Genomic DNA, 17,396 nt, shown 5'->3' with positions numbered 1-17,396 from the left:
CCGCGGGCGGGATGATGTCCACGACCTGGAGCGGTGGTGCGGCGACTGCGTACGACGTGAGCTTCGCGAAACTGTGCGCTGGGGTCACGCCCCACGTCCTGGACCCGCTCCGAGACGAGCCGGGCGTGCGGTTGATCGACGTCGGGGCGGGTACCGGTCGACTCAGCGCGGCGGCTGCTGCCGCGGGGTTCAGCGTCACGGCCGTGGACCCGGACGACGCGATGCTCGAGGTCGCTCGCTCGCGCGCTGCGGATTCGCACGTGGACTGGGTGGAGGGCGGGGCTCCGGTCCTGCCATTTCCCGACTCGACCTACGACCACGCCGTCGCTGCATTCGTCCTCAACCACGTCCCCTCACCGCGCGCCACCTTCCGAGACATCGCGCGCGTCGTGGCGCCCGGAGGCACGGTCACGGCGACCGTCTGGGGCGCGGACCCGGGTGAGATCGCCCTGCTGTGGGCGGCGGCGATGGCCGCGGAGGGCGTTGAGCCCGTGCCGCCGGAGCGGCTCCCGCCGCAGGAGGACTTCGCCAGGACACCCGCTGGACTCGCTGCGCTGGCGCGGGAGTGCGGTCTCGACGTCGAGGTCGCCACGCAGGTGAGCTGGACGTTCGTCATCGAGCCGGTGGACCTCTGGCAGGGTCCGTCCCACGGGCTCGCGGGGATCGGTCGCGCCATCTTCGCGCAGAGGCCCGAGACCCGGGAGCGCATGGCCACCAGGTTCTTCGAGGCAGCGGGAGCCGTCGCACGGGAAGGTCGGCTGCACCTGCGGTCCGAGGCTGTCCTCGTCGTCTGCCGACGCAGCCTTGCGCCAGCTGCTAGCCGCCGACGTACGCCGCGAGGTGCTGGCCGGTGAGCGTGGAGCGGTCGGCCACGAGATCGGCCGGCGTCCCCTCGAAGACGACCCTCCCGCCGTCCTGCCCGGCACCGGGACCGAGGTCGATGATCCAGTCCGCGTGGGCCATGACCGCTTGGTGGTGCTCGACGACGATCACGGACGTCCCGCCGTCGACGAGCCGGTCGAGCAGACCGAGCAGGTGCTCGACGTCGGCGAGGTGCAGGCCGGTGGTCGGCTCGTCGAGGACGTAGATCCCGCCCTTCTCGGCCATGCGCGTCGCGAGCTTGAGGCGCTGGCGCTCGCCGCCCGAGAGCGTCGTGAGCGGCTGACCGAGACTGAGGTAGCCGAGCCCGACGTCGTCGAGGCGGCGCAGGATGGTGTGCGCGGCGGGGGTGCGGGCCTCGCCCTCGCGGAAGAACTCCTCGGCCTCCGTCACGGACATGGCGAGGACCTCGCTGATGTCCCGGCCACCGAACCGGTACTCGAGGACGGACGCCTGGAACCGCTTGCCCTCGCACTCCTCGCACGTCGTCGCGACGCTCGCCATCATGCCGAGGTCCGTGAAGACGACACCCGCGCCGTTGCACGTCGGGCACGCGCCTTCGGAGTTGGCGCTGAACAGCGCCGGCTTCACGCCGTTGGCCTTGGCGAAGGCCTTGCGGATCGGCTCGAGCAGCCCCGTGTAGGTGGCGGGGTTGCTGCGGCGCGAGCCGCGGATCGCGCCCTGGTCGACGGTGACGACGCCGCTCCCGGGCGGGATGGAGCCGTGGATGAGGGAGCTCTTGCCGGACCCGGCGACGCCGGTGACGACGACGAGCACGCCGAGCGGGATGTCGACGTCGACGTCCTGGAGGTTGTGGGTGCTCGCGCTGCGGATCTCGAGTGCGCCGGTCGGTGTCCGCACGGACGGCTTGAGGGTGGCGCGGTCGTCGAGGTGCCTCCCGGTGAGGGTGCCGCTGGCCCGCAGGCCCTCGACGGTCCCCTCGAAGCACACGGTGCCCCCACCTGTCCCGGCCCCCGGACCGAGGTCGACGACGTGGTCGGCGATCGCGATCGCCTCCGGCTTGTGCTCGACGACGAGGACGGTGTTGCCCTTGTCCCGCAGGCGCAGCAGCAGGCTGTTCATCCGCTGGATGTCGTGCGGGTGCAGGCCGACCGTCGGTTCGTCGAAGACGTACGTGACGTCGGTGAGCGACGAGCCGAGCTGGCGGATCATCTTGACGCGCTGCGCCTCGCCGCCGGACAGGGTGCCCGAGGGGCGCTCGAGCGAGAGGTACCCGAGCCCGATCTCGACGAACGAGTCGAGGGTCGCGCGCAGCGACTCGAGGAGCGGCGCGACGGACGGCTCGTCGAGCCCCGCGACCCAGGTCGCCAGGTCGGTGATCTGCATCGAGCTGGCGTCGGCGATGTTCACGCCCCCGATGAGCGACGACCGGGCGAGCGCGCTCAGGCGCGTCCCGTCGCACTCCGGGCAGGTCGCGAACGCGACGGCCCGCTCGACGAACGCACGGATGTGCGGCTGCATGGCGTCGACGTCCTTGGACAGGAACGACTTGCGGATCTTCGGTATCAACCCCTCGTACGTGACGTTGATGCCGTCGACCTTGATCTTCGTCGGCTCCTTGTGGAGCAGGGCGTCGAGCTCCTTCTTGGTGAACTTCTCGATCGGCTTGTCGGCGTCGAAGAACCCGCAGCCCGTGAAGATGCGCCCGTACCAGCCGTCCATCGTGTACCCCGGGATCGTCAGGGCACCCTCGGTGAGGGACTTCGAGGCGTCGTACAGGGCCGTGAGGTCGATGTCGGACACCGTGCCGCGGCCCTCGCAGCGTGGGCACATGCCACCGGTGACGCTGAAGCTGCGTCGCTCCTTGACGGTCTCCCCGCCCCGCTCGATCGTCACGGCACCCGCACCGCTGATGGACGCGACGTTGAAGGAGAACGCCTGCGGTGACCCGATGCTGGGCTGCCCGAGGCGGCTGAAGAGGATCCGGAGCATCGCGCCCGTGTCCGTGGCGGTGCCGACCGTCGAGCGCGGGTCCGAGCCCATGCGCTGCTGGTCGACGATGATGGCCGTCGTCAGACCCTCGAGGACGTCGACGTCGGGCCGTGCGAGGGTCGGCATGAATCCCTGCACGAACGCGCTGTACGTCTCGTTGATCATCCGCTGCGACTCGGCCGCGATGGTGTCGAACACGAGCGAGCTCTTGCCCGATCCTGACACCCCTGTGAACACCGTCAGCCGGCGCTTCGGGATCTCGATGCTCACGTCCTTGAGGTTGTTCTCCCGCGCCCCGTGCACGCGGATGAGGTCGTGTGCGTCGCCCGCATGCACTGCGGCCTGCTGGTCCGTGCTCGTGGCCATGGTTGCTTCCCGCCGATCCGTGAGGGGGTCGTCCTCGCTGCCCGGCCCAGCATCCTGCACCCGGCTCCTACCCGTCCAGGGGGAGCGACTGTAGGTTCCCTCCATGGCACTCGAGGTCTGCACCGACGTCTCGCCCGCATCGTGGCTCGTCGACGCGCAGGTCCCGTGGGACCGGCTGGTCGCTCTCGGCCCGGACGGGTTCGAGGCGTACGCGCGCCTCCGGTACATCCCTGATCCTGCGTATCCCGGCCAGTCCGAGAACTCCGTGACGGTGCCGGAGGACCATCCGACCGATCTCTCCCGGGCGGGGCTCGCGCTGCACCTGCTCGCGTCGTTCACCACGACACCGGGCGAGGGGTACTTCTGCCGGTGGGACGGGTACGGGGACCTCGACGTCCCGCCCGACTGCCCGCTCGTCACCCTCCCGCACCGCAGCTACGGCCTGTTCCGCGGCGAGGTCGCGGACATCGATGCCTGGCCGACGGTCGAGACGGCAGGCGACTGGCCGCCCGCCTTCACGTGGCCCGCGGACCGTGCCTGGTGCTTCACGAGCGACGTGGACCCGACCTGGGCGGGGATCGCCGGCACCCAGGCCGCCATCGACGCGCTCCTCGATGCACCAGGGCTCGACGTCGTCCAGGTCCGGCCGACCGACGTCATGCCGACGTACCACTAGGCGCCCGGTCGGACGCAGCAGCGGGCGTGCGTCCGCCGTGCGCTCCGCGGCCGGCCCCGGGAGTCTCGGAGCTACTCGTCGAGCGGGCCACCGACGCGGTACTGGCCCTCGTCGTTGAGCACCTCGACCGGGACGGAGAGGTCCTCGCCCCCCGAGCTGAACGAGCACTCGAACTGAGCGCCCGTGACCGCCTCGATGCCGTCCGGGCAGGACACGTCGTCGACGCCGGAGAGGTCGAAGTCCTCGCTGAGGACGCCAGCGACGCCGTCCTCGACGGCCTCACGCTCGAGCTGGGCAGGCCCGGTGAGGGCACCCGACGCGAGGAGCGTCACCGTCACCGACACCGCGGCCGTGACGAGGGCGGTGACGACGATCGTCGTCGCCCTGCCCGCACCCGACCGCCGTCGAGTGCTGGACGGCCCGGAACCTCCCGGCCCCCCGTACCCGCCGGCGGCCCCGAACCCGCTGTGCTGGCCGGGCTGCGCCTGGTGAGCCTGTTGGCCCGGCTGCGCCTGGCCGGACGGATAGCCGCCTGCGTACCCCTGCTGGTGACCTGCGGGCGGTGTCCCGTGCTGCGGGCCGGACTGCGCACCCTGCGGCCCCGGTCCGCCCGGGTGCGTGGGGGGCTGAGGAACGTGTCCGGTCTGGCCGTACCCCTGCTGGCCGTAGGGCGGCGGTGTGCTCATAGCAGTTGTCCTAGCTGGTCGTAGAAGGTGTCCTCGTCCGCCTCGGGGATCGTCGTGACGTCAGCGGCCGGCGGGGGCGCGGGGAAGTCGGCCGTGCTGGCCTTCCCGGTGATCTCGAACCCGACCTGCACGACGAAGTCGTCGACGCCGTCCGTCCCGGGGACGGTGCCGTTCATCTCCATCTTCACGAGGTTGCCGCCGTCGTCCTGCCACAGGCTCACGGGGATGAAGGAGTCGAGCATCTCCTCGGTGAACTGGGAGGTCATGTCCTCGGGCATGTCGAGCAGCCCCGAGACCTCGACGACGGACCGCAGCGTCACCTCCGTCTCGGAGAACACCGAGCCGTCGTCGTCCACCTCCACCGAGCGGCGCATCTCGTCGGCCAGCTCGGACTGCATCGTCAGGCGGACGACCTCGTGGATCTCGCACACCTTCTGGAACCCGTCGATGAAGCACATGGTCCGCAGCTCGGCGGCGAGCGGGTTCTCGCCCGGCTCGCCGTAGACGGTCGGGACGGCGACCCACGGCGTGGGGGAGAGCGAGGAGAAGGCCTCCCCGAGGAGCAGGTAGTCGATCGCCTCGCCGCCCACGTGCAGGGTGTCGATGGTGTAGCCCTCGTCGGCGTCGGTCTGCTGGATGAAGATCGACGCCGGGTTGCCGGTGACGGCGACGACAGACTGCGACGCGGTGTCACGGTCGCCGAACGTGGCGTGGGTGTAGGAGACGCCTGTCGCGTCCGTCGAGGAGTCCGTGCGGAAGGGGCTGGACGCCTCGATGGAGCTCGCGAGCAACGCCATCTGCCGGTCGAACGCCTCGATGCTGCGGTCGTCGACGTACTGCCAGTCCGGGTACGCCTCGCCCGGGACGGCCTCGCCCGCGCAGGCCGTCGTGAGCGCCGCCACCGCGAGGAGCACCGTCGCGGTACGCGCGGTCCGGTTGCGCATCACAGGCCTCCTGCCTCGGTGAAGACCTGCAGGGCCCGTTCGCCCAGAGGCATCGCCCCGATCATGTAGTCGCCCCGGAACGACGTCGTCGCCACGACGTAGCCAGCGCCGCTCGTGGGGTCGTAGTTGGTGAGCCATCCGCCGCCCGACGCACCCTGCGTCATGTCGCAGGCGATGCCGTAGGAGCCGCGGACCGAGGAGTACCAGTCGTCACTCGTGCAGTACCGCTGGGAGAGGCCGTCGAAAGGGTCGGCGGAGGGGTAGCCGATGACGACGAGCTCCTCCGCGGGGACGCCGAACGCGATGCCCTGACCGCCCGTGACGTCCTGGATCTCCCGGCCCTGGTCGTCGGGCGCCATGGACAGGAACGCGAAGTCGTAGGACCAGCCGTCACCGGAGATCCGGCCGGAGTCGTCGACCGTCGCGCCGTCGGCGAACTCCTGCGGGCCGTGGGCGGACTCCGCGGCCCAGATCCCGTACGGTGCGACGGCGCCGTTGTCCGCGTCGTTCGGGACGAACATGACCTTGGTGCCCCACCCGGTGCCGCCGCTGAAGTCCCACAGGCAGTGCGCCGCGGTGGCCACGACGCTCCGGGAGACCGAGTTGACGACCGTCGCCGAGCACACGTAGTCCCCGTCGGCGAACTGGATGTAGAGCCGTCCCTGGGTCGAGGTCGCCAGGCCGGTCGCCGCGAACGGGTCGCCCAGGTCCGACTCGGGCAGCTGCGGGCCGTCCGGGTTGACGGGCCCGCTCGTCGGGTCCACGACGACGCCTGTCGCGGCGTCGGGGGAGCCGTCGACGGTACCGCCGTCGCCCGGGGTGGTGTTCTTGGGCGTCGCTTTGTCCTTGCGGTCGTCCGTCCAGTAGTCGTTGACCTCCTGCGGGGAGTCCTCGTAGTCGTGCCGCAGGGACACGGTGTCGGAGTCGATCGCGGGGGCGAGCTTCGAGGACGGCGCACCGGCGACGGGGGAGCCCTCGACGGGCGCCGCGCAGGCGGTGAGGGCCAGGAGCGCGAGGGCACCAGCGGCGACCGCCGTCCGGCGGAGGGGGCTGGTGGCGCGCCGCCGGGGTCGAATGAGCATGCGGTGAATATGCCACGCATCGTCCGCCCCCGCGTATGGGGACCGGTCCCCGATCAGCGGGCGGCACACCGTGGGGCAGCGGGGCAGTGGCCGGGGTCCGGGGCATCACCTGGCGCGGACGGACGCGCCGGGGGGATGATGCCGACGTGCACCGGTCGACCCTCCTGCAGCAGTCTCCGCACCTCTGGCTCTCCGTGAACCGCCGCGATGGGCCGCCCCACACCACGCCGTTGTGGTTCGTCCACGAGGGATCTGTCCACCGGGAGTCCCTCCCCGAGACGTCCCTCCACGGCGATGCCGTCCAGGCTCGGTCCGCCCTGGAGGACGCAGTGTGGGCCTCGGTCGCGGCCGGGTCACGCAAGGCTGCGCTGATCAGCATGGATCCGCGGGTGAGTCTTGCCATCGAGGGAACCGCTGGTGAGGGCGGTCTCGTCGGGGAGGGCGCCGCCGAGCTGTTCGACGTCGCCACCAGACCCGACATCGTCTCCGCGCTCGCCGCGAAGTATGGCGGTTGGGACGCCGGGGACCAGTCGGTCGTGGGGCCGCGGATCCTCCTGCGGATCACCGTCAGCCGCTGGTTGCTGGAGCTCCCCCCGCCACCGTGACGACCGACAGGTACTCAGCGACGAGGGCGAGCTTCGACGACGTTGCAGCGGCCTGTCAGGGATGGGCGCGGAGCTTGAATACCAGGATGCCGAGGTGCTTGTTCATCCACGCCTGCTTGTGCGGGTAGCGGCGCCGGGCGTCCTCGGACAGCTGGGGCTCCGTGGCAACCTCGACCCAGAGTCCGGCCGCACTGAACAGGTTGAGCAGGTCAGCGATGGTGTAGACGCGCTTCGTGAGCGCGATCTGCTCGTTCCACGCCTTGTGGCGGTAGGTGAAGGTGCCGGTGGAGTAGTACTCCTCGCCGAGAGAGGTCCCGTTGAGCTCCGACCGTTCGACGGCGTAGCGGACGGGGTGGGTCCTGGTCAGCAGGATGAACCCGTCGTCGGCCAACATCTCCCGGGCCGTCTGCAACGTGTGGACGGGGTCCTTCGCATATCCGATGGACTGCAAGAACGTGATCCGGTCGAACGTCCGCCCTGCGAGCTCCGGAACGGCGTCCAGCTCGGAGAGATCACCGCGGACGAGCTCCATGCCAGCCGGGGGCGCCGACAGGAAGTTGCCGCTGATGTCGAGACCGACACAGGCGGACGCGCCAGCGTGGACCAGCTCGGCGAGCTTGGCGCCGTTGCCGCACCCGACGTCGAGCACCGACCGCCCGGTGACGTCCCCCAGGAGCTCTCGCTGTGCCGGCCACTCGACGAGCCGGTCCAGCGAGTCGTCCCGGGCGCGGGCGTGCTCGTAGTCCTGAGCGAGCGCGAGCCACGGCCGAGCGGCGTCGCCGCCGTCGGGCCCGCGGTCGTTCCCGCGCTCGCTCACGCAGATCTGCCCGGGCTACAGGTACTCGGCGACGAGGTGCTCCGCCAGGCCGACGTACGTCCCGGGGGTCATGGCTGCGAGGCGGGCGGCGACGTCGTCCGGCAGGCCGAGGCCCGCGACGAAGGTCCGCAGGTCGTCGCCGGTGATCCGCTGGCCGCGGGTGAGGTCCTTGAGACGCTCGTACGGGTTCTCCATGCCGGGCACCCCGGCGACGGACGCGGCGCGCATCGCGGACTGGATGGCCTCGCCGAGGACCTCCCAGTTGCCGTCGAGGTCCGCGCCGAGCACGTCCTCGCTCACGGCGAGCGCCGTGAGGCCGCGCCGCACGTTGTCGATCGCGAGGAGGGAGTGGCCGAACGCGGGGCCGATGTTGCGCTGCGTCGTGGAGTCCGTGAGGTCGCGCTGCATGCGGCTCGTGACGAGCGTCGCGGACAGCGTGTCGAGGAGCGCGCAGGAGATCTCGAGGTTGGCCTCGGCGTTCTCGAACCGGATGGGGTTGACCTTGTGCGGCATCGTCGAGGAGCCGGTCGCGCCGGGGACGGGGATCTGCTTGAAGAACCCGAGGGAGATGTACGTCCACACGTCGGTGGCGAGGTTGTGCAGGATCCGGCTGAACCGCGCGATGTCGGCGTAGAGCTCGGACTGCCAGTCGTGGGACTCGATCTGCGTCGTCAGGGGGTTCCAGGTGAGCCCGAGGCCCTCGACGAACGCCTTGGAGAACGCGGGCCAGTCGGTGCCGGGGACCGCGACGACGTGCGCGCCGTACGTGCCGGTCGCGCCGTTGATCTTGCCGAGGTACTCGGCGCCCTCGATGCGCCGGACCTGCCGGCGGAGCCGGTGGGCGAGGACGGCGAGCTCCTTGCCGAGGGTCGTCGGCGTGGCGGGCTGGCCGTGGGTGCGGCTGAGCATCGGGACGGCCGCGTGCTCGCGGGCCATGTCCGCGATCTGCTCGACGAGGGCCCGCGCAGCGGGCAGCCACACCTGCTCGACGGCGCCCTTGACCATGAGCGCGTACGAGAGGTTGTTGACGTCCTCGCTCGTGCACGCGAAGTGCACGAGCTCGCCGACGCCGGGCAGCACGGTGTCGTCCCCGAGCAGGCCGGGGGCCGCGGCGAGGCGGCGCTTGAGGTAGTACTCGACGGCCTTGACGTCGTGCACCGTCTCCCGCTCGATCTCGGCCATCTCGCAGATGCCCGAGGAGGCGAAGTCGTTGACGACTCCGCGCAGGTACGCCTTGTCGGCGTCCGTGAGGCGCGGGGCGCCGGGGACGGCGGGCCCGTCCGGGGTGCCGTCGGTGAGCGCGATGAGCCACTCGACCTCGACGTGCAGCCGCTCGCGGTTGAGAGCCGCCTCGGACAGGTGGTCGACGAGCGGGGCGACCGTCGCGCGGTAGCGGCCGTCGAGCGGGCCGAGGGCGATGGCGGGGACGACCTCGGCGAGGCTGGCGCGCGTCGAGGCGGGCGCGAGGGGGCTGTTGGGCATGTCTCGCATTCTTCCACGGCGACGAGCCGCGGAAACAGGCCGTCCACACCGAGCGGCAGCGCCCGAGGTGTCCCCATCGTCGGCCGCCCCGGGGCGTGCTCCTGGAGGGTGTCCCTACCGTCGGGGCGCATGACCGAGACCCCACCTGCGGAGGCCAGAGATGACGCTCGCGACAGAGATCAGCTCCCTGACGACCTACCTCGCCACGATCGAGGCCGACGTGGAGTCGGCGAGGACGACCCTCGCCGGGGCGTACGGCGTGGACTGGCAGTCGACGTCGGCCAGCGCCTACCGCGCGTTGCTCACGACGGTCCGGGCGGACCTGCTGTCCGTCGGGACGGCGATCGACGCCGTCCGGACGTCGCTGACCAACGCGTGGACCTGACGGAACCCCGCACGGACGGACGCGCATGAGCGAGAAGCCGCCACCCGCCGACGTGCAGGGGTTCACCGTGATCGGGGGCATCTCCGGGATCGCCGCGAACACCGCGGACATGGAGGCCGCGGCCGGCGTCGTCCGGGCAGCCGCCGTGTCGCTCGACGCCGCCCTCCAGCAGTGCGCGAGCCTCACGGCGGCCCTCGTCCTGTGCCGGCTGCGGGCGGTCTTCTCCTTCGGCGACCCCGACCACGACCCGATGACGGCGCTGCACCTCGCCCACGCCCAGGATGGTGTCGAGCTGATGGTCGCGGCGCTGCGGCTGTACGCGGGCGACCTCGACGACCTCGCGACGGGGACGCTGAACGCGGCTGCCGTCTACGGGGACGCGGAGGCCCGGGCCGGTGGCGGGTTCCTCGACCTCCTGGGCGGGCTCTTCAGCATCGGGGGTGGCGTGGCCCCCGGCGCGGGTGTCGTCACCGGGGGTATCGGGTACCTGCAGTCCGACGGGACGTCGTGGACGGACAACCTCGCCGGTGGCGTGAGCGCGTACGTCGGCAGGCTCAACCCGTTCCGCACCCCGTTCTCCACCCCCGGCGTGGACGACGCGGCGGGGGTGCTGCGGGTGGGGAGCTGGCTCTACGCCGGTGTGACTCGGACCCGACGAGCTCCTCTCGACCTGCGCCCCGGGCACCTCGTCGAGCGGACCGTCATGGAACCGCCCCTCATGTCCCCGGTGCAGGTGGGGTACGCCCTGGACGACCTCGCGTCGGGCGAGCACCCGCCCGGCACGGTCGAGATCCAGAAGATCACCCAACCGGGCGGCGCAGTCACCTGGGCCGTGCTCATCCCTGGGACCAAGGACTGGGCCCCGGGCTCGAACCTCCCGTTCGACCTCGACGGCAACCTCGACCTCATGTCCCGCGGCGCGAGCGACAGCATGCAGATGGTCGAGTCCGCCATGCAGCAGGCCGGGATCCCCGTCGGCGCGCAGGTGGGTCTCTACGGGCACAGCCAGGGCGGGATCGTCGCGATGGCGCTCGCCGACGACGACGTCCTGCGCCGCCGGTACGACCTGCGGTCCGTGACGACGTACGGCTCGCCCGTCTCGCTCATGTCACCGTCCCGGCCGGTGCCGAGCCTGCACCTGGAGAACACCTCCGAAGGTGTGACGAGCCTCGATGCGAGCGGTCCACCGGACGCCGTCGACCGCGTCACCGTGAGCGCGCAGGTGGGAGGACTCAGCCTCGTCGAGGCGCACAGCCCACGCACCCACGCCCAGGTGCTCCACGAGGCGGTGCTCAGCGGCGACGAGGGGGTGCTGCGGGCCGTGGACCAGCAGAGCGCGGTCCTCCACCAGCAGCAGTCGTTCGGGTCCGTGTCCCCTTCCGCGCCTGACGTCGAGACGATGTACTTCAGCCCGGGCGCCCCGGTCCCGCCGCCACCACCGCCACCGCCCGCCGCCACGGACCCGGCCCCGAGCGGACCGGGCACGACCGAACCCGCACGCCCAGCCGATCCCGAGGGCCGCCGGGTGACCCGGCCCCCGCTCATCGCGCGGTGACGCCGCGGAGGCTGCGGAGACGCGGAGGCGCGGTGCCGGGGTGGGAGACTGTGGGGCGTGACCACGCGACGCGTCCCCCTCCGCCCCGCCATCAAGGCCCTCCCGGCGTACGTCCCCGGCGCCCGCGCTCCGGTCGGGGCGGCGGCCTTCAAGCTGTCGTCGAACGAGAACCCGTACCCGCCGCTCGCGTCGGTGCAGGCGGTGATCATCGATGCCGCGTCGTGCATCAACCGGTACCCGGACATGTTCGCCACGGACCTCACCGAGGCGATCGCCCGGGACCTCACGGCAGGGCTCTCGGACGCGGCGCTCGCCGACGACGGACCCGTCACCGCTGACCAGGTGGTCGTCGGCAACGGCTCGGTCGCCGTCCTCGCGCACGTCCTCGAGGCCGTCGTCGACGCGGGCGACGAGGTCGTCTACCCGTGGCGGTCCTTCGAGGCGTACCCCATCGTCGTGGACGTCGCCGGCGGCACCCGCGTCCCCGTGCCGCTCGCCGCCGGTGGCCGGCTCGACCTCGACGCCATGGCCGCAGCCGTCACCCCCCGGACGCGGGTCGTGCTCGTGTGCACGCCCAACAACCCGACCGGGGCTGCCGTCACACAGTCCGAGCTGGACCGCTTCCTCGAGCAGGTGCCGTCCGACGTGCTCGTCGTCGTCGACGAGGCCTACCTCGAGTTCGTCCGCATGGACGACCCCGTGGACGGGCTCGCGACCCTCGCGGCGCACCCCAACGTCGTCGTGCTGCGGACCTTCTCCAAGGCCTACGGGCTCGCGGGCCTGCGGGTGGGATACGCGGTGGCCCGCAAGCGGTTGGCCACGGGGATCCGGTCGGCCTCCACGCCCTTCGGGGTGTCCGACGTCGCGCAGCGCGCCGCCCTGGCCTCGTTGCGCGCGAAGGCGGAGCTCCTCACCCGGGTGGACGCGCTCGTCGTCGAGCGCGCGCGGATGCTCGAGGGTCTGCGAGCGCAGGGCTGGGACGTGCCTGACACCCAGGCGAACTTCGTGTGGCTCGAGCTGGGTGAGCGGACCGCGGACCGCGCGGCCGACGCCGCGGACGCAGGCGTCATGGTCCGCCCGTTCGCGGGCGAGGGCATGCGTGTGAGCATCGGCGAGCCGGAGGCGACGGACCTCTTCCTCGAGGTGGCTGCCACCTGGCGATAGATCGCCCGTCGTGGGGTGCCGGCTGCCGCCTGGCGATAGATTGATCCCGGCGCCAGCCCCCCGCCCATCCCCACGGAGACGACCTCATGTCGAACGACCAGTTCCCAGCGATCATCGCCGTGCTCTTCGGCGCTCTCTACATCGGCCTCGTTGTCGCGATGGTCTGGGTGTACAGCCGGATCGTCGCCAAGGCCGGGTACCCGTGGCCGTACATCTTCCTCATGCTCGTCCCCGTCGCGAACATCGTGTTCCTGTGCCTCTTCGCGTTCAAGGAGTGGCCGGTCGAGCGTGAGCTCGCGCTCACGCGCGAGGCCCTGCTCGAGGCGACGGGCAGCCCGTACCCCCCCGCGAGCCAGCTCGGGGGGAACACCTACGGAGGTAGCGGGTACACCCGCCCGTACATGGGAGTGACCGGCCCGGGCGGGACGAACCCGTACGGCGGCACCGGCTCCTTCCCGGCCGGGTACGACGCTGGCTCGGCCGGCAGCTACGACGGCGGCTACCAGGGTCCCTACGGTCCCGCTCCGACCGGCAGCGGCTACGGCGGCGAGTCCGGTACCTCGTACCCGCCGGTCGCCCCGTACCTCGGCAAGGACGGCGACGGCGGGCAGAACGGTCCGGGCTCACCGACCACGGGACCGCGTAACCCGTACGGCCCTCGGTCCTGACGTCCCGGCGGTGCACAGCGGCGCCCTGTCGTCGCCTTGTGGGTTTCTCGCACAATCCCCGGGCTCGGTTGTCGGGGCCGTGCTGGCCGACGGGCGGCTCCGTACCCTACGCTGGCGTAACCTACGGCATCGTAGGTTGGCGCGGCCGAGTGGTCGGCGCCGTCCGTCACCAGGACGCCGACCGCGTCCGGACCGGCAGGAGAGAGCATGACCGACCTCATGCAGACCCGGAGCGACCAACCGACCCTCGAGGACGAGCCGCTCCAGCTCGTCGCTCCCGACGGCACCCGGGTGACCTCCGACGCGAACGCGTCCTACCGCGACCGTGTCGCCCACCTCGACGCCGACGCCCTGCGCGGCCTGTACCGGGACATGGTCCTCACGCGGGCGTTCGACACGGAGGCGACGTCGCTCCAGCGGCAGGGTGAGCTCGGCCTCTACCCGCCGCTGCTCGGGCAGGAGGCCGCGCAGATCGGCTCCGGCCGGGTGCTGGCGCCGCAGGACATGGTCTTCCCGTCCTACCGCGAGCACGGCGTCGCGCTCACCCGGGGTGTCGAGATGGCGCACCTCCTTCGCCTGTTCCGCGGCATCGACCACGGCGGCTGGGACTCCGAGGCGCACAACTTCCACCTCTACACCCTCGTCATCGGCTCCCACACGCTGCACGCCACCGGGTACGCGATGGGCATCCAGCGTGACGGTCTCGTGGGCACCGGTGACCCGACGAAGGACGCGGCCGTCGTCGCGTACTTCGGCGACGGAGCGACGTCGCAGGGTGACGTGAGCGAGGCCCTCGGCTTCGCCGCGGTGAACAACGCACCCGTCGTGCTGTTCTGCCAGAACAACCAGTGGGCCATCTCGGTCCCCACCTCCAAGCAGTCCCGGGTGCCCCTCTACCGGCGCGGCGACGGGTTCGGTGTGCCGAGCATCCGCGTCGACGGCAACGACGTCCTCGCCTGCTACGCCGCGACCGCCGAGGCGCTCGAGCGCGCGCGGTCCGGCGGTGGGCCCACCTTCATCGAGGCCGTGACCTACCGCATGGGTGCCCACACGACGTCCGACGACCCCACCCGGTACCGCACCTCCGCCGAGGAGGACTACTGGCGCGAGCGCGACCCGATCACCCGCATGCGGACGCTGCTGGAGTCCGAGGGGCTGTGGGACGACGAGGCCGCTGCTCAGCTCGACGCCGATGCCGCGGCGCTCGGCGAGCAGGTCCGGACGTACGTCAAGGCGCTCGGTCGGCCGGAGTCCGCCTCGATGTTCGAGCACGTCTACGCCAGCGACCATGCCCTCGTCACCGAGGAGAAGGCGTGGTTCGCGGAGTACGAGGCGTCGTTCACCGACGCGCAGGGAGGCCACCGGTGACCGCGACGACAGAGTCTGCGCCGAGCGCGAGCGGCGTGCAGGGGGCCGCCCGGCCGCTGCCGTTCGCGAAGGCCATCAACGAGGGCCTCCGGGCCGCGCTCGCTGGCGACCCCAAGGTCCTGCTCATGGGCGAGGACATCGGCCCGCTCGGCGGCGTGTTCCGGGTGACCGACGGCCTCCAGCGAGAGTTCGGGGAGGACCGCGTCGTCGACACCCCGCTCGCGGAGTCGGGGATCGTCGGGACGGCCATCGGCCTGGCGCTGCGCGGGTACCGCCCGGTGTGCGAGATCCAGTTCGACGGGTTCATCTTCCCGGCGTTCGACCAGATCACGACGCAGCTGGCGAAGATGCACTACCGGTCCCAGGGGCGGCTCACGCTGCCCGTCGTCATCCGCGTGCCGTACGGCGGGGGCATCGGGGCGATCGAGCACCACAGCGAGAGCCCCGAGGTGCTGTTCGCGCACACCCCCGGGCTGCGGGTCGTCACGCCAGGCTCCGCGCAGGACGCGTTCGTCATGATCCAGGAGGCCATCGCGTCCCCGGACCCGGTGCTGTTCTTCGAGCCCAAGGGACGCTACTGGGAGAAGGGCGCCGTCGACCTCTCCGCCGGGCCCTACGCCGCTGCGGGTGGGTCGTCCGACCCGGGAACGCCCGAGGGTACCCAGGCCCTGACGACGCTCAACCGCGCCGTCGTCGCGCGCCAGGGCACCGACCTCACCCTCGTCGCGTACGGCCCGACGGTCGGCACGGCACTCAAGGTCGCGGAGGCAGCAGCGACGGAGGGCACGAGCATCGAGGTCGTGGACCTGCGGTCGATCTCCCCGCTCGACACCGAGACGCTCGTCGCCTCCGTGCGCAAGACCCACCGCTGCGTCGTCATGCACGAGGCACCCACGTTCCTCGGGGCCGGGGCGGAGGTCGCGGCACGCGTCACGGAGCACTGCTTCTACGACCTCGAGGCGCCGGTGCTCCGGGTCGGCGGGTTCCACATGCCCTACCCGGTGTCGAAGGTGGAGCACGACTACCTGCCCGGCCTGGACCGCGTGCTCGACGCCGTCGACCGTGCCCTAGCGTTCTGAGCATCCGGGACGCCCCCACGGGTGTGCCCACAGCCTGACCTGACCCGCGTTGCCGAAGGAGTGTCATGCCGACGTTCGAGCAGTTCACGATGCCGGATGCCGGCGAGGGCCTCACCGAGGCCGAGATCGTCACGTGGCACGTCGCGGTCGGCGACCGGGTCATCGTCAACCAGACGATCGTCGAGATCGAGACGGCGAAGTCGCTCGTCGAGCTGCCGTCGCCGCACACGGGCGTCGTCTCCGAGATCCTCACCCCGGTCGGCATGGTCGTCGAGGTCGGGGCGCCGATCATCGTCATCGACACGGACCCCGACGGCGCCGCGGCACCCGAGCAGCCGGCCGCGTCGAGCAGCGGGGGCACCGGCTCGGAGGAGTCGGCTCCCGCCCACGCAGCCGCGGCGGACGCGAGCGGCGGGGGAGCGGTCCTCGTCGGGTACGGCGTCTCCTCGCCCGGAAGCCAGCGGCGACCGCGCCACGCGAAGCCCGACACCGCGACCGGCGCTCAGCAGGCCGCACCGGCCTACGCGGCGGCGGCCGACGCAGCACCCGCCGACGAGGTGCCCGCCGCACCTCTCCAGCCTGTCGCCGAGACCCACCCGGTCGCACTCGCTGGCCCGGCACGGTTGGCACCCGGGCCGGTCGAGCCGTCGGTCGCGAAGGCCCCCCCGACGCAGGTGCAGTCCGTGACGCAGGTGGCTCCGCGTCCCGGCACGCTCGCGGTGCGCGCCAAGCCGCCGGTCCGCAAGCTCGCCCGGGACATGGGCATCGACCTCTCCAGCGTCCACGCGACGGGTCCCGGCGGGATCGTCACCCGCGAGGACGTCCTCGCCTACAGCGCGCAGGCGCAGCCGAAGGTGCTCGCCACGTACGTGGACGACGACGCCCCGTGGCTCGCGTCCGGCCAGGTCTCGTCCGACGGGCGCCAGACGCGGGTGCCGGTGCGCAGCGTCCGCAAGCGCACGGCCGAGGCGATGGTCTCGAGCGCGTTCACCGCGCCGCACGTCACCGTCTTCCAGACCGTCGACGTGACGAAGACGATGCGCCTCGTCGAGCGGCTGCGCCAGGACCGGGAGTTCACGGACGTGCGCGTCACGCCGCTGCTCATCACGGCGAAGGCGCTGCTCCTCGCGGTGAACCGGCACCCGGAGGTCAACGCGAGCTGGGACGAGGACGCTCAGGAGATCGTCTACAAGCACTACGTCAACCTCGGTATCGCCGCGTCGACCCCGCGCGGGCTCGTCGTGCCCAACATCAAGGACGCGCACCGCCTGGGGCTCAAGGCGCTCGCGCACGCGATCGCCGAGCTCACCGCGACGGCGCGGGCAGGCAGGACGACCGTCGGGAACATGAGCGACGGCACCATCACCATCACCAACGTCGGTGTCTTCGGCATCGACACGGGGACCCCGATCCTCAACCCCGGCGAGGCCGCGATCCTCGCGTTCGGCGCCATCCGGGAGCAGCCGTGGGTGCACAAGGGCAAGATCAAGAAGCGGTACATCACGCAGCTCGCCCTGAGCGTCGACCACCGCCTCGTCGACGGCGCTCTCGGCGCCCGGTTCCTGTCGGACGTCGCCGCGGTGCTCGAGGAGCCGGCGCAGGGACTCGTCTGGGGGTGAGCGCCCAGCGCGCGACGCCGGTCCGCCATGGGGAGAGGTACCCGTCCCCATGGCGGAGGGTGTGTGGT

At 71.8% G+C, this 17,396-nt stretch carries 16 protein-coding genes; 10 read left to right on the top strand and 6 right to left on the bottom strand.

Going from position 1 to position 17,396, the window contains the following annotated elements; genetic code table 11:
• The first annotated feature begins 11 nt into the window (after window positions 1–11).
• A complete protein-coding gene (locus AC2AXK_RS01795; RefSeq protein ID WP_484343619.1) occupies window positions 12–854 on the top strand; it encodes a class I SAM-dependent methyltransferase in 843 nt (280 codons plus the stop codon).
• Here the strand turns inward: AC2AXK_RS01795 and AC2AXK_RS01790 are convergent.
• The gene (locus AC2AXK_RS01790; protein WP_484343618.1) at window positions 817–3,198 is read right to left on the bottom strand and encodes an ATP-binding cassette domain-containing protein; all 2,382 of its coding nucleotides are present in this window, start codon (window positions 3,196–3,198) and stop codon (window positions 817–819) included. The two genes, AC2AXK_RS01795 and AC2AXK_RS01790, sit on opposite strands and share 38 nt — an antisense overlap.
• Before the next feature lie 103 nt (window positions 3,199–3,301).
• On the opposite strand from AC2AXK_RS01790, the gene AC2AXK_RS01785 reads away from it, so the two are divergent.
• Complete coding sequence (locus AC2AXK_RS01785; protein WP_484343617.1) at window positions 3,302–3,874, top strand: hypothetical protein; 573 nt, start codon at window positions 3,302–3,304, stop codon at window positions 3,872–3,874.
• A gap of 71 nt (window positions 3,875–3,945) precedes the next feature.
• Here AC2AXK_RS01785 and AC2AXK_RS01780 read toward each other — a convergent pair whose 3' ends face one another.
• Genes AC2AXK_RS01780 through AC2AXK_RS01770 form a run of 3 tightly spaced genes read right to left on the bottom strand, consistent with a single transcriptional unit; the run spans window position 3,946 to window position 6,586 of the window.
• Window positions 3,946–4,560, bottom strand: a complete 615-nt coding sequence (locus AC2AXK_RS01780; RefSeq protein WP_484343616.1) for a DUF4333 domain-containing protein — start codon at window positions 4,558–4,560, stop codon at window positions 3,946–3,948.
• Entirely contained in the window at window positions 4,557–5,504 is a 948-nt protein-coding gene (locus tag AC2AXK_RS01775) for a hypothetical protein (RefSeq protein ID WP_484343615.1), read from the bottom strand. Before AC2AXK_RS01775 ends, AC2AXK_RS01780 begins: the two co-directional genes overlap by 4 nt.
• Complete coding sequence (locus tag AC2AXK_RS01770; protein WP_484343614.1) at window positions 5,504–6,586, bottom strand: trypsin-like serine peptidase; 1,083 nt, start codon at window positions 6,584–6,586, stop codon at window positions 5,504–5,506. The genes AC2AXK_RS01775 and AC2AXK_RS01770 overlap by 1 nt, the downstream gene beginning before the upstream one ends.
• 146 nt (window positions 6,587–6,732) lie before the next feature.
• Between AC2AXK_RS01770 and AC2AXK_RS01765 the strand changes: the two genes are divergently transcribed.
• The gene (locus AC2AXK_RS01765; RefSeq protein WP_484343613.1) at window positions 6,733–7,191 is read left to right on the top strand and encodes a pyridoxamine 5'-phosphate oxidase family protein; all 459 of its coding nucleotides are present in this window, start codon (window positions 6,733–6,735) and stop codon (window positions 7,189–7,191) included.
• 55 nt (window positions 7,192–7,246) lie between these two features.
• On the opposite strand, the gene AC2AXK_RS01760 is transcribed toward AC2AXK_RS01765, so the two are convergent.
• Together AC2AXK_RS01760 and purB are read right to left on the bottom strand one after the other, a co-directional pair.
• Window positions 7,247–8,008: a class I SAM-dependent methyltransferase gene (locus tag AC2AXK_RS01760; RefSeq protein WP_484343612.1), complete on the bottom strand. Its 762-nt coding sequence runs from the start codon at window positions 8,006–8,008 to the stop codon at window positions 7,247–7,249.
• A 15-nt stretch (window positions 8,009–8,023) separates the two neighbouring features.
• Complete coding sequence (purB, locus tag AC2AXK_RS01755) at window positions 8,024–9,490, bottom strand: adenylosuccinate lyase (RefSeq protein ID WP_484343611.1); 1,467 nt, start codon at window positions 9,488–9,490, stop codon at window positions 8,024–8,026.
• Window positions 9,491–9,650: 160 nt separating this feature from the next.
• Between purB and AC2AXK_RS01750 the strand changes: the two genes are divergently transcribed.
• The 7 genes from AC2AXK_RS01750 to AC2AXK_RS01720 all read left to right on the top strand — a co-directional run bounded on the left by AC2AXK_RS01750 (window position 9,651) and on the right by AC2AXK_RS01720 (window position 17,328).
• Window positions 9,651–9,875 (top strand): hypothetical protein, encoded by a 225-nt coding sequence (locus AC2AXK_RS01750; protein ID WP_484343610.1) that lies wholly within the window; start codon window positions 9,651–9,653, stop codon window positions 9,873–9,875.
• Window positions 9,876–9,900: 25 nt separating this feature from the next.
• The gene (locus AC2AXK_RS01745) at window positions 9,901–11,430 is read left to right on the top strand and encodes a hypothetical protein (RefSeq protein ID WP_484343609.1); all 1,530 of its coding nucleotides are present in this window, start codon (window positions 9,901–9,903) and stop codon (window positions 11,428–11,430) included.
• A gap of 57 nt (window positions 11,431–11,487) precedes the next feature.
• Window positions 11,488–12,594 carry a histidinol-phosphate transaminase gene (gene hisC, locus AC2AXK_RS01740; RefSeq protein ID WP_484343608.1) on the top strand — a complete coding sequence of 369 codons (1,107 nt, stop codon included), beginning with the start codon at window positions 11,488–11,490 and terminating at the stop codon, window positions 12,592–12,594.
• Window positions 12,595–12,680: 86 nt separating this feature from the next.
• Complete coding sequence (locus AC2AXK_RS01735) at window positions 12,681–13,262, top strand: hypothetical protein (RefSeq protein WP_484343607.1); 582 nt, start codon at window positions 12,681–12,683, stop codon at window positions 13,260–13,262.
• A gap of 207 nt (window positions 13,263–13,469) precedes the next feature.
• Window positions 13,470–14,630, top strand: coding sequence for a pyruvate dehydrogenase (acetyl-transferring) E1 component subunit alpha (gene pdhA, locus AC2AXK_RS01730; protein ID WP_484343606.1), 1,161 nt, complete (start codon window positions 13,470–13,472; stop codon window positions 14,628–14,630).
• On the top strand, window positions 14,627–15,709 hold the full coding sequence (locus tag AC2AXK_RS01725) for an alpha-ketoacid dehydrogenase subunit beta (protein WP_484343605.1): 1,083 nt from the start codon (window positions 14,627–14,629) through the stop codon (window positions 15,707–15,709). Before pdhA ends, AC2AXK_RS01725 begins: the two co-directional genes overlap by 4 nt.
• 65 nt (window positions 15,710–15,774) lie before the next feature.
• A complete protein-coding gene (locus tag AC2AXK_RS01720; protein WP_484343604.1) occupies window positions 15,775–17,328 on the top strand; it encodes a dihydrolipoamide acetyltransferase family protein in 1,554 nt (517 codons plus the stop codon).
• Window positions 17,329–17,396: the final 68 nt, after the last annotated feature.

The organism is Sanguibacter sp. Z6_81 (genome assembly GCF_057180625.1).
This window is presented reverse-complemented; position numbering and strand designations above follow the sequence as displayed.

What these genes read in the sequence shown, in the direction of transcription:
- purB (WP_484343611.1), bottom strand. Translation starts at nt 9,490, where the DNA reads ATGCCCAACAGCCCCCTCGCGCCCGCCTCGACGCGCGCCAGCCTCGCC.
- AC2AXK_RS01745 (WP_484343609.1), top strand. Translation starts at nt 9,901, where the DNA reads ATGAGCGAGAAGCCGCCACCCGCCGACGTGCAGGGGTTCACCGTGATC.
- AC2AXK_RS01750 (WP_484343610.1), top strand. Translation starts at nt 9,651, where the DNA reads ATGACGCTCGCGACAGAGATCAGCTCCCTGACGACCTACCTCGCCACG.
- AC2AXK_RS01780 (WP_484343616.1), bottom strand. Translation starts at nt 4,560, where the DNA reads ATGAGCACACCGCCGCCCTACGGCCAGCAGGGGTACGGCCAGACCGGA.
- AC2AXK_RS01775 (WP_484343615.1), bottom strand. Translation starts at nt 5,504, where the DNA reads ATGCGCAACCGGACCGCGCGTACCGCGACGGTGCTCCTCGCGGTGGCG.
- AC2AXK_RS01790 (WP_484343618.1), bottom strand. Translation starts at nt 3,198, where the DNA reads ATGGCCACGAGCACGGACCAGCAGGCCGCAGTGCATGCGGGCGACGCA.
- AC2AXK_RS01785 (WP_484343617.1), top strand. Translation starts at nt 3,302, where the DNA reads ATGGCACTCGAGGTCTGCACCGACGTCTCGCCCGCATCGTGGCTCGTC.
- AC2AXK_RS01770 (WP_484343614.1), bottom strand. Translation starts at nt 6,586, where the DNA reads ATGCTCATTCGACCCCGGCGGCGCGCCACCAGCCCCCTCCGCCGGACG.
- pdhA (WP_484343606.1), top strand. Translation starts at nt 13,470, where the DNA reads ATGACCGACCTCATGCAGACCCGGAGCGACCAACCGACCCTCGAGGAC.
- AC2AXK_RS01720 (WP_484343604.1), top strand. Translation starts at nt 15,775, where the DNA reads ATGCCGACGTTCGAGCAGTTCACGATGCCGGATGCCGGCGAGGGCCTC.
- AC2AXK_RS01735 (WP_484343607.1), top strand. Translation starts at nt 12,681, where the DNA reads ATGTCGAACGACCAGTTCCCAGCGATCATCGCCGTGCTCTTCGGCGCT.
- AC2AXK_RS01795 (WP_484343619.1), top strand. Translation starts at nt 12, where the DNA reads ATGATGTCCACGACCTGGAGCGGTGGTGCGGCGACTGCGTACGACGTG.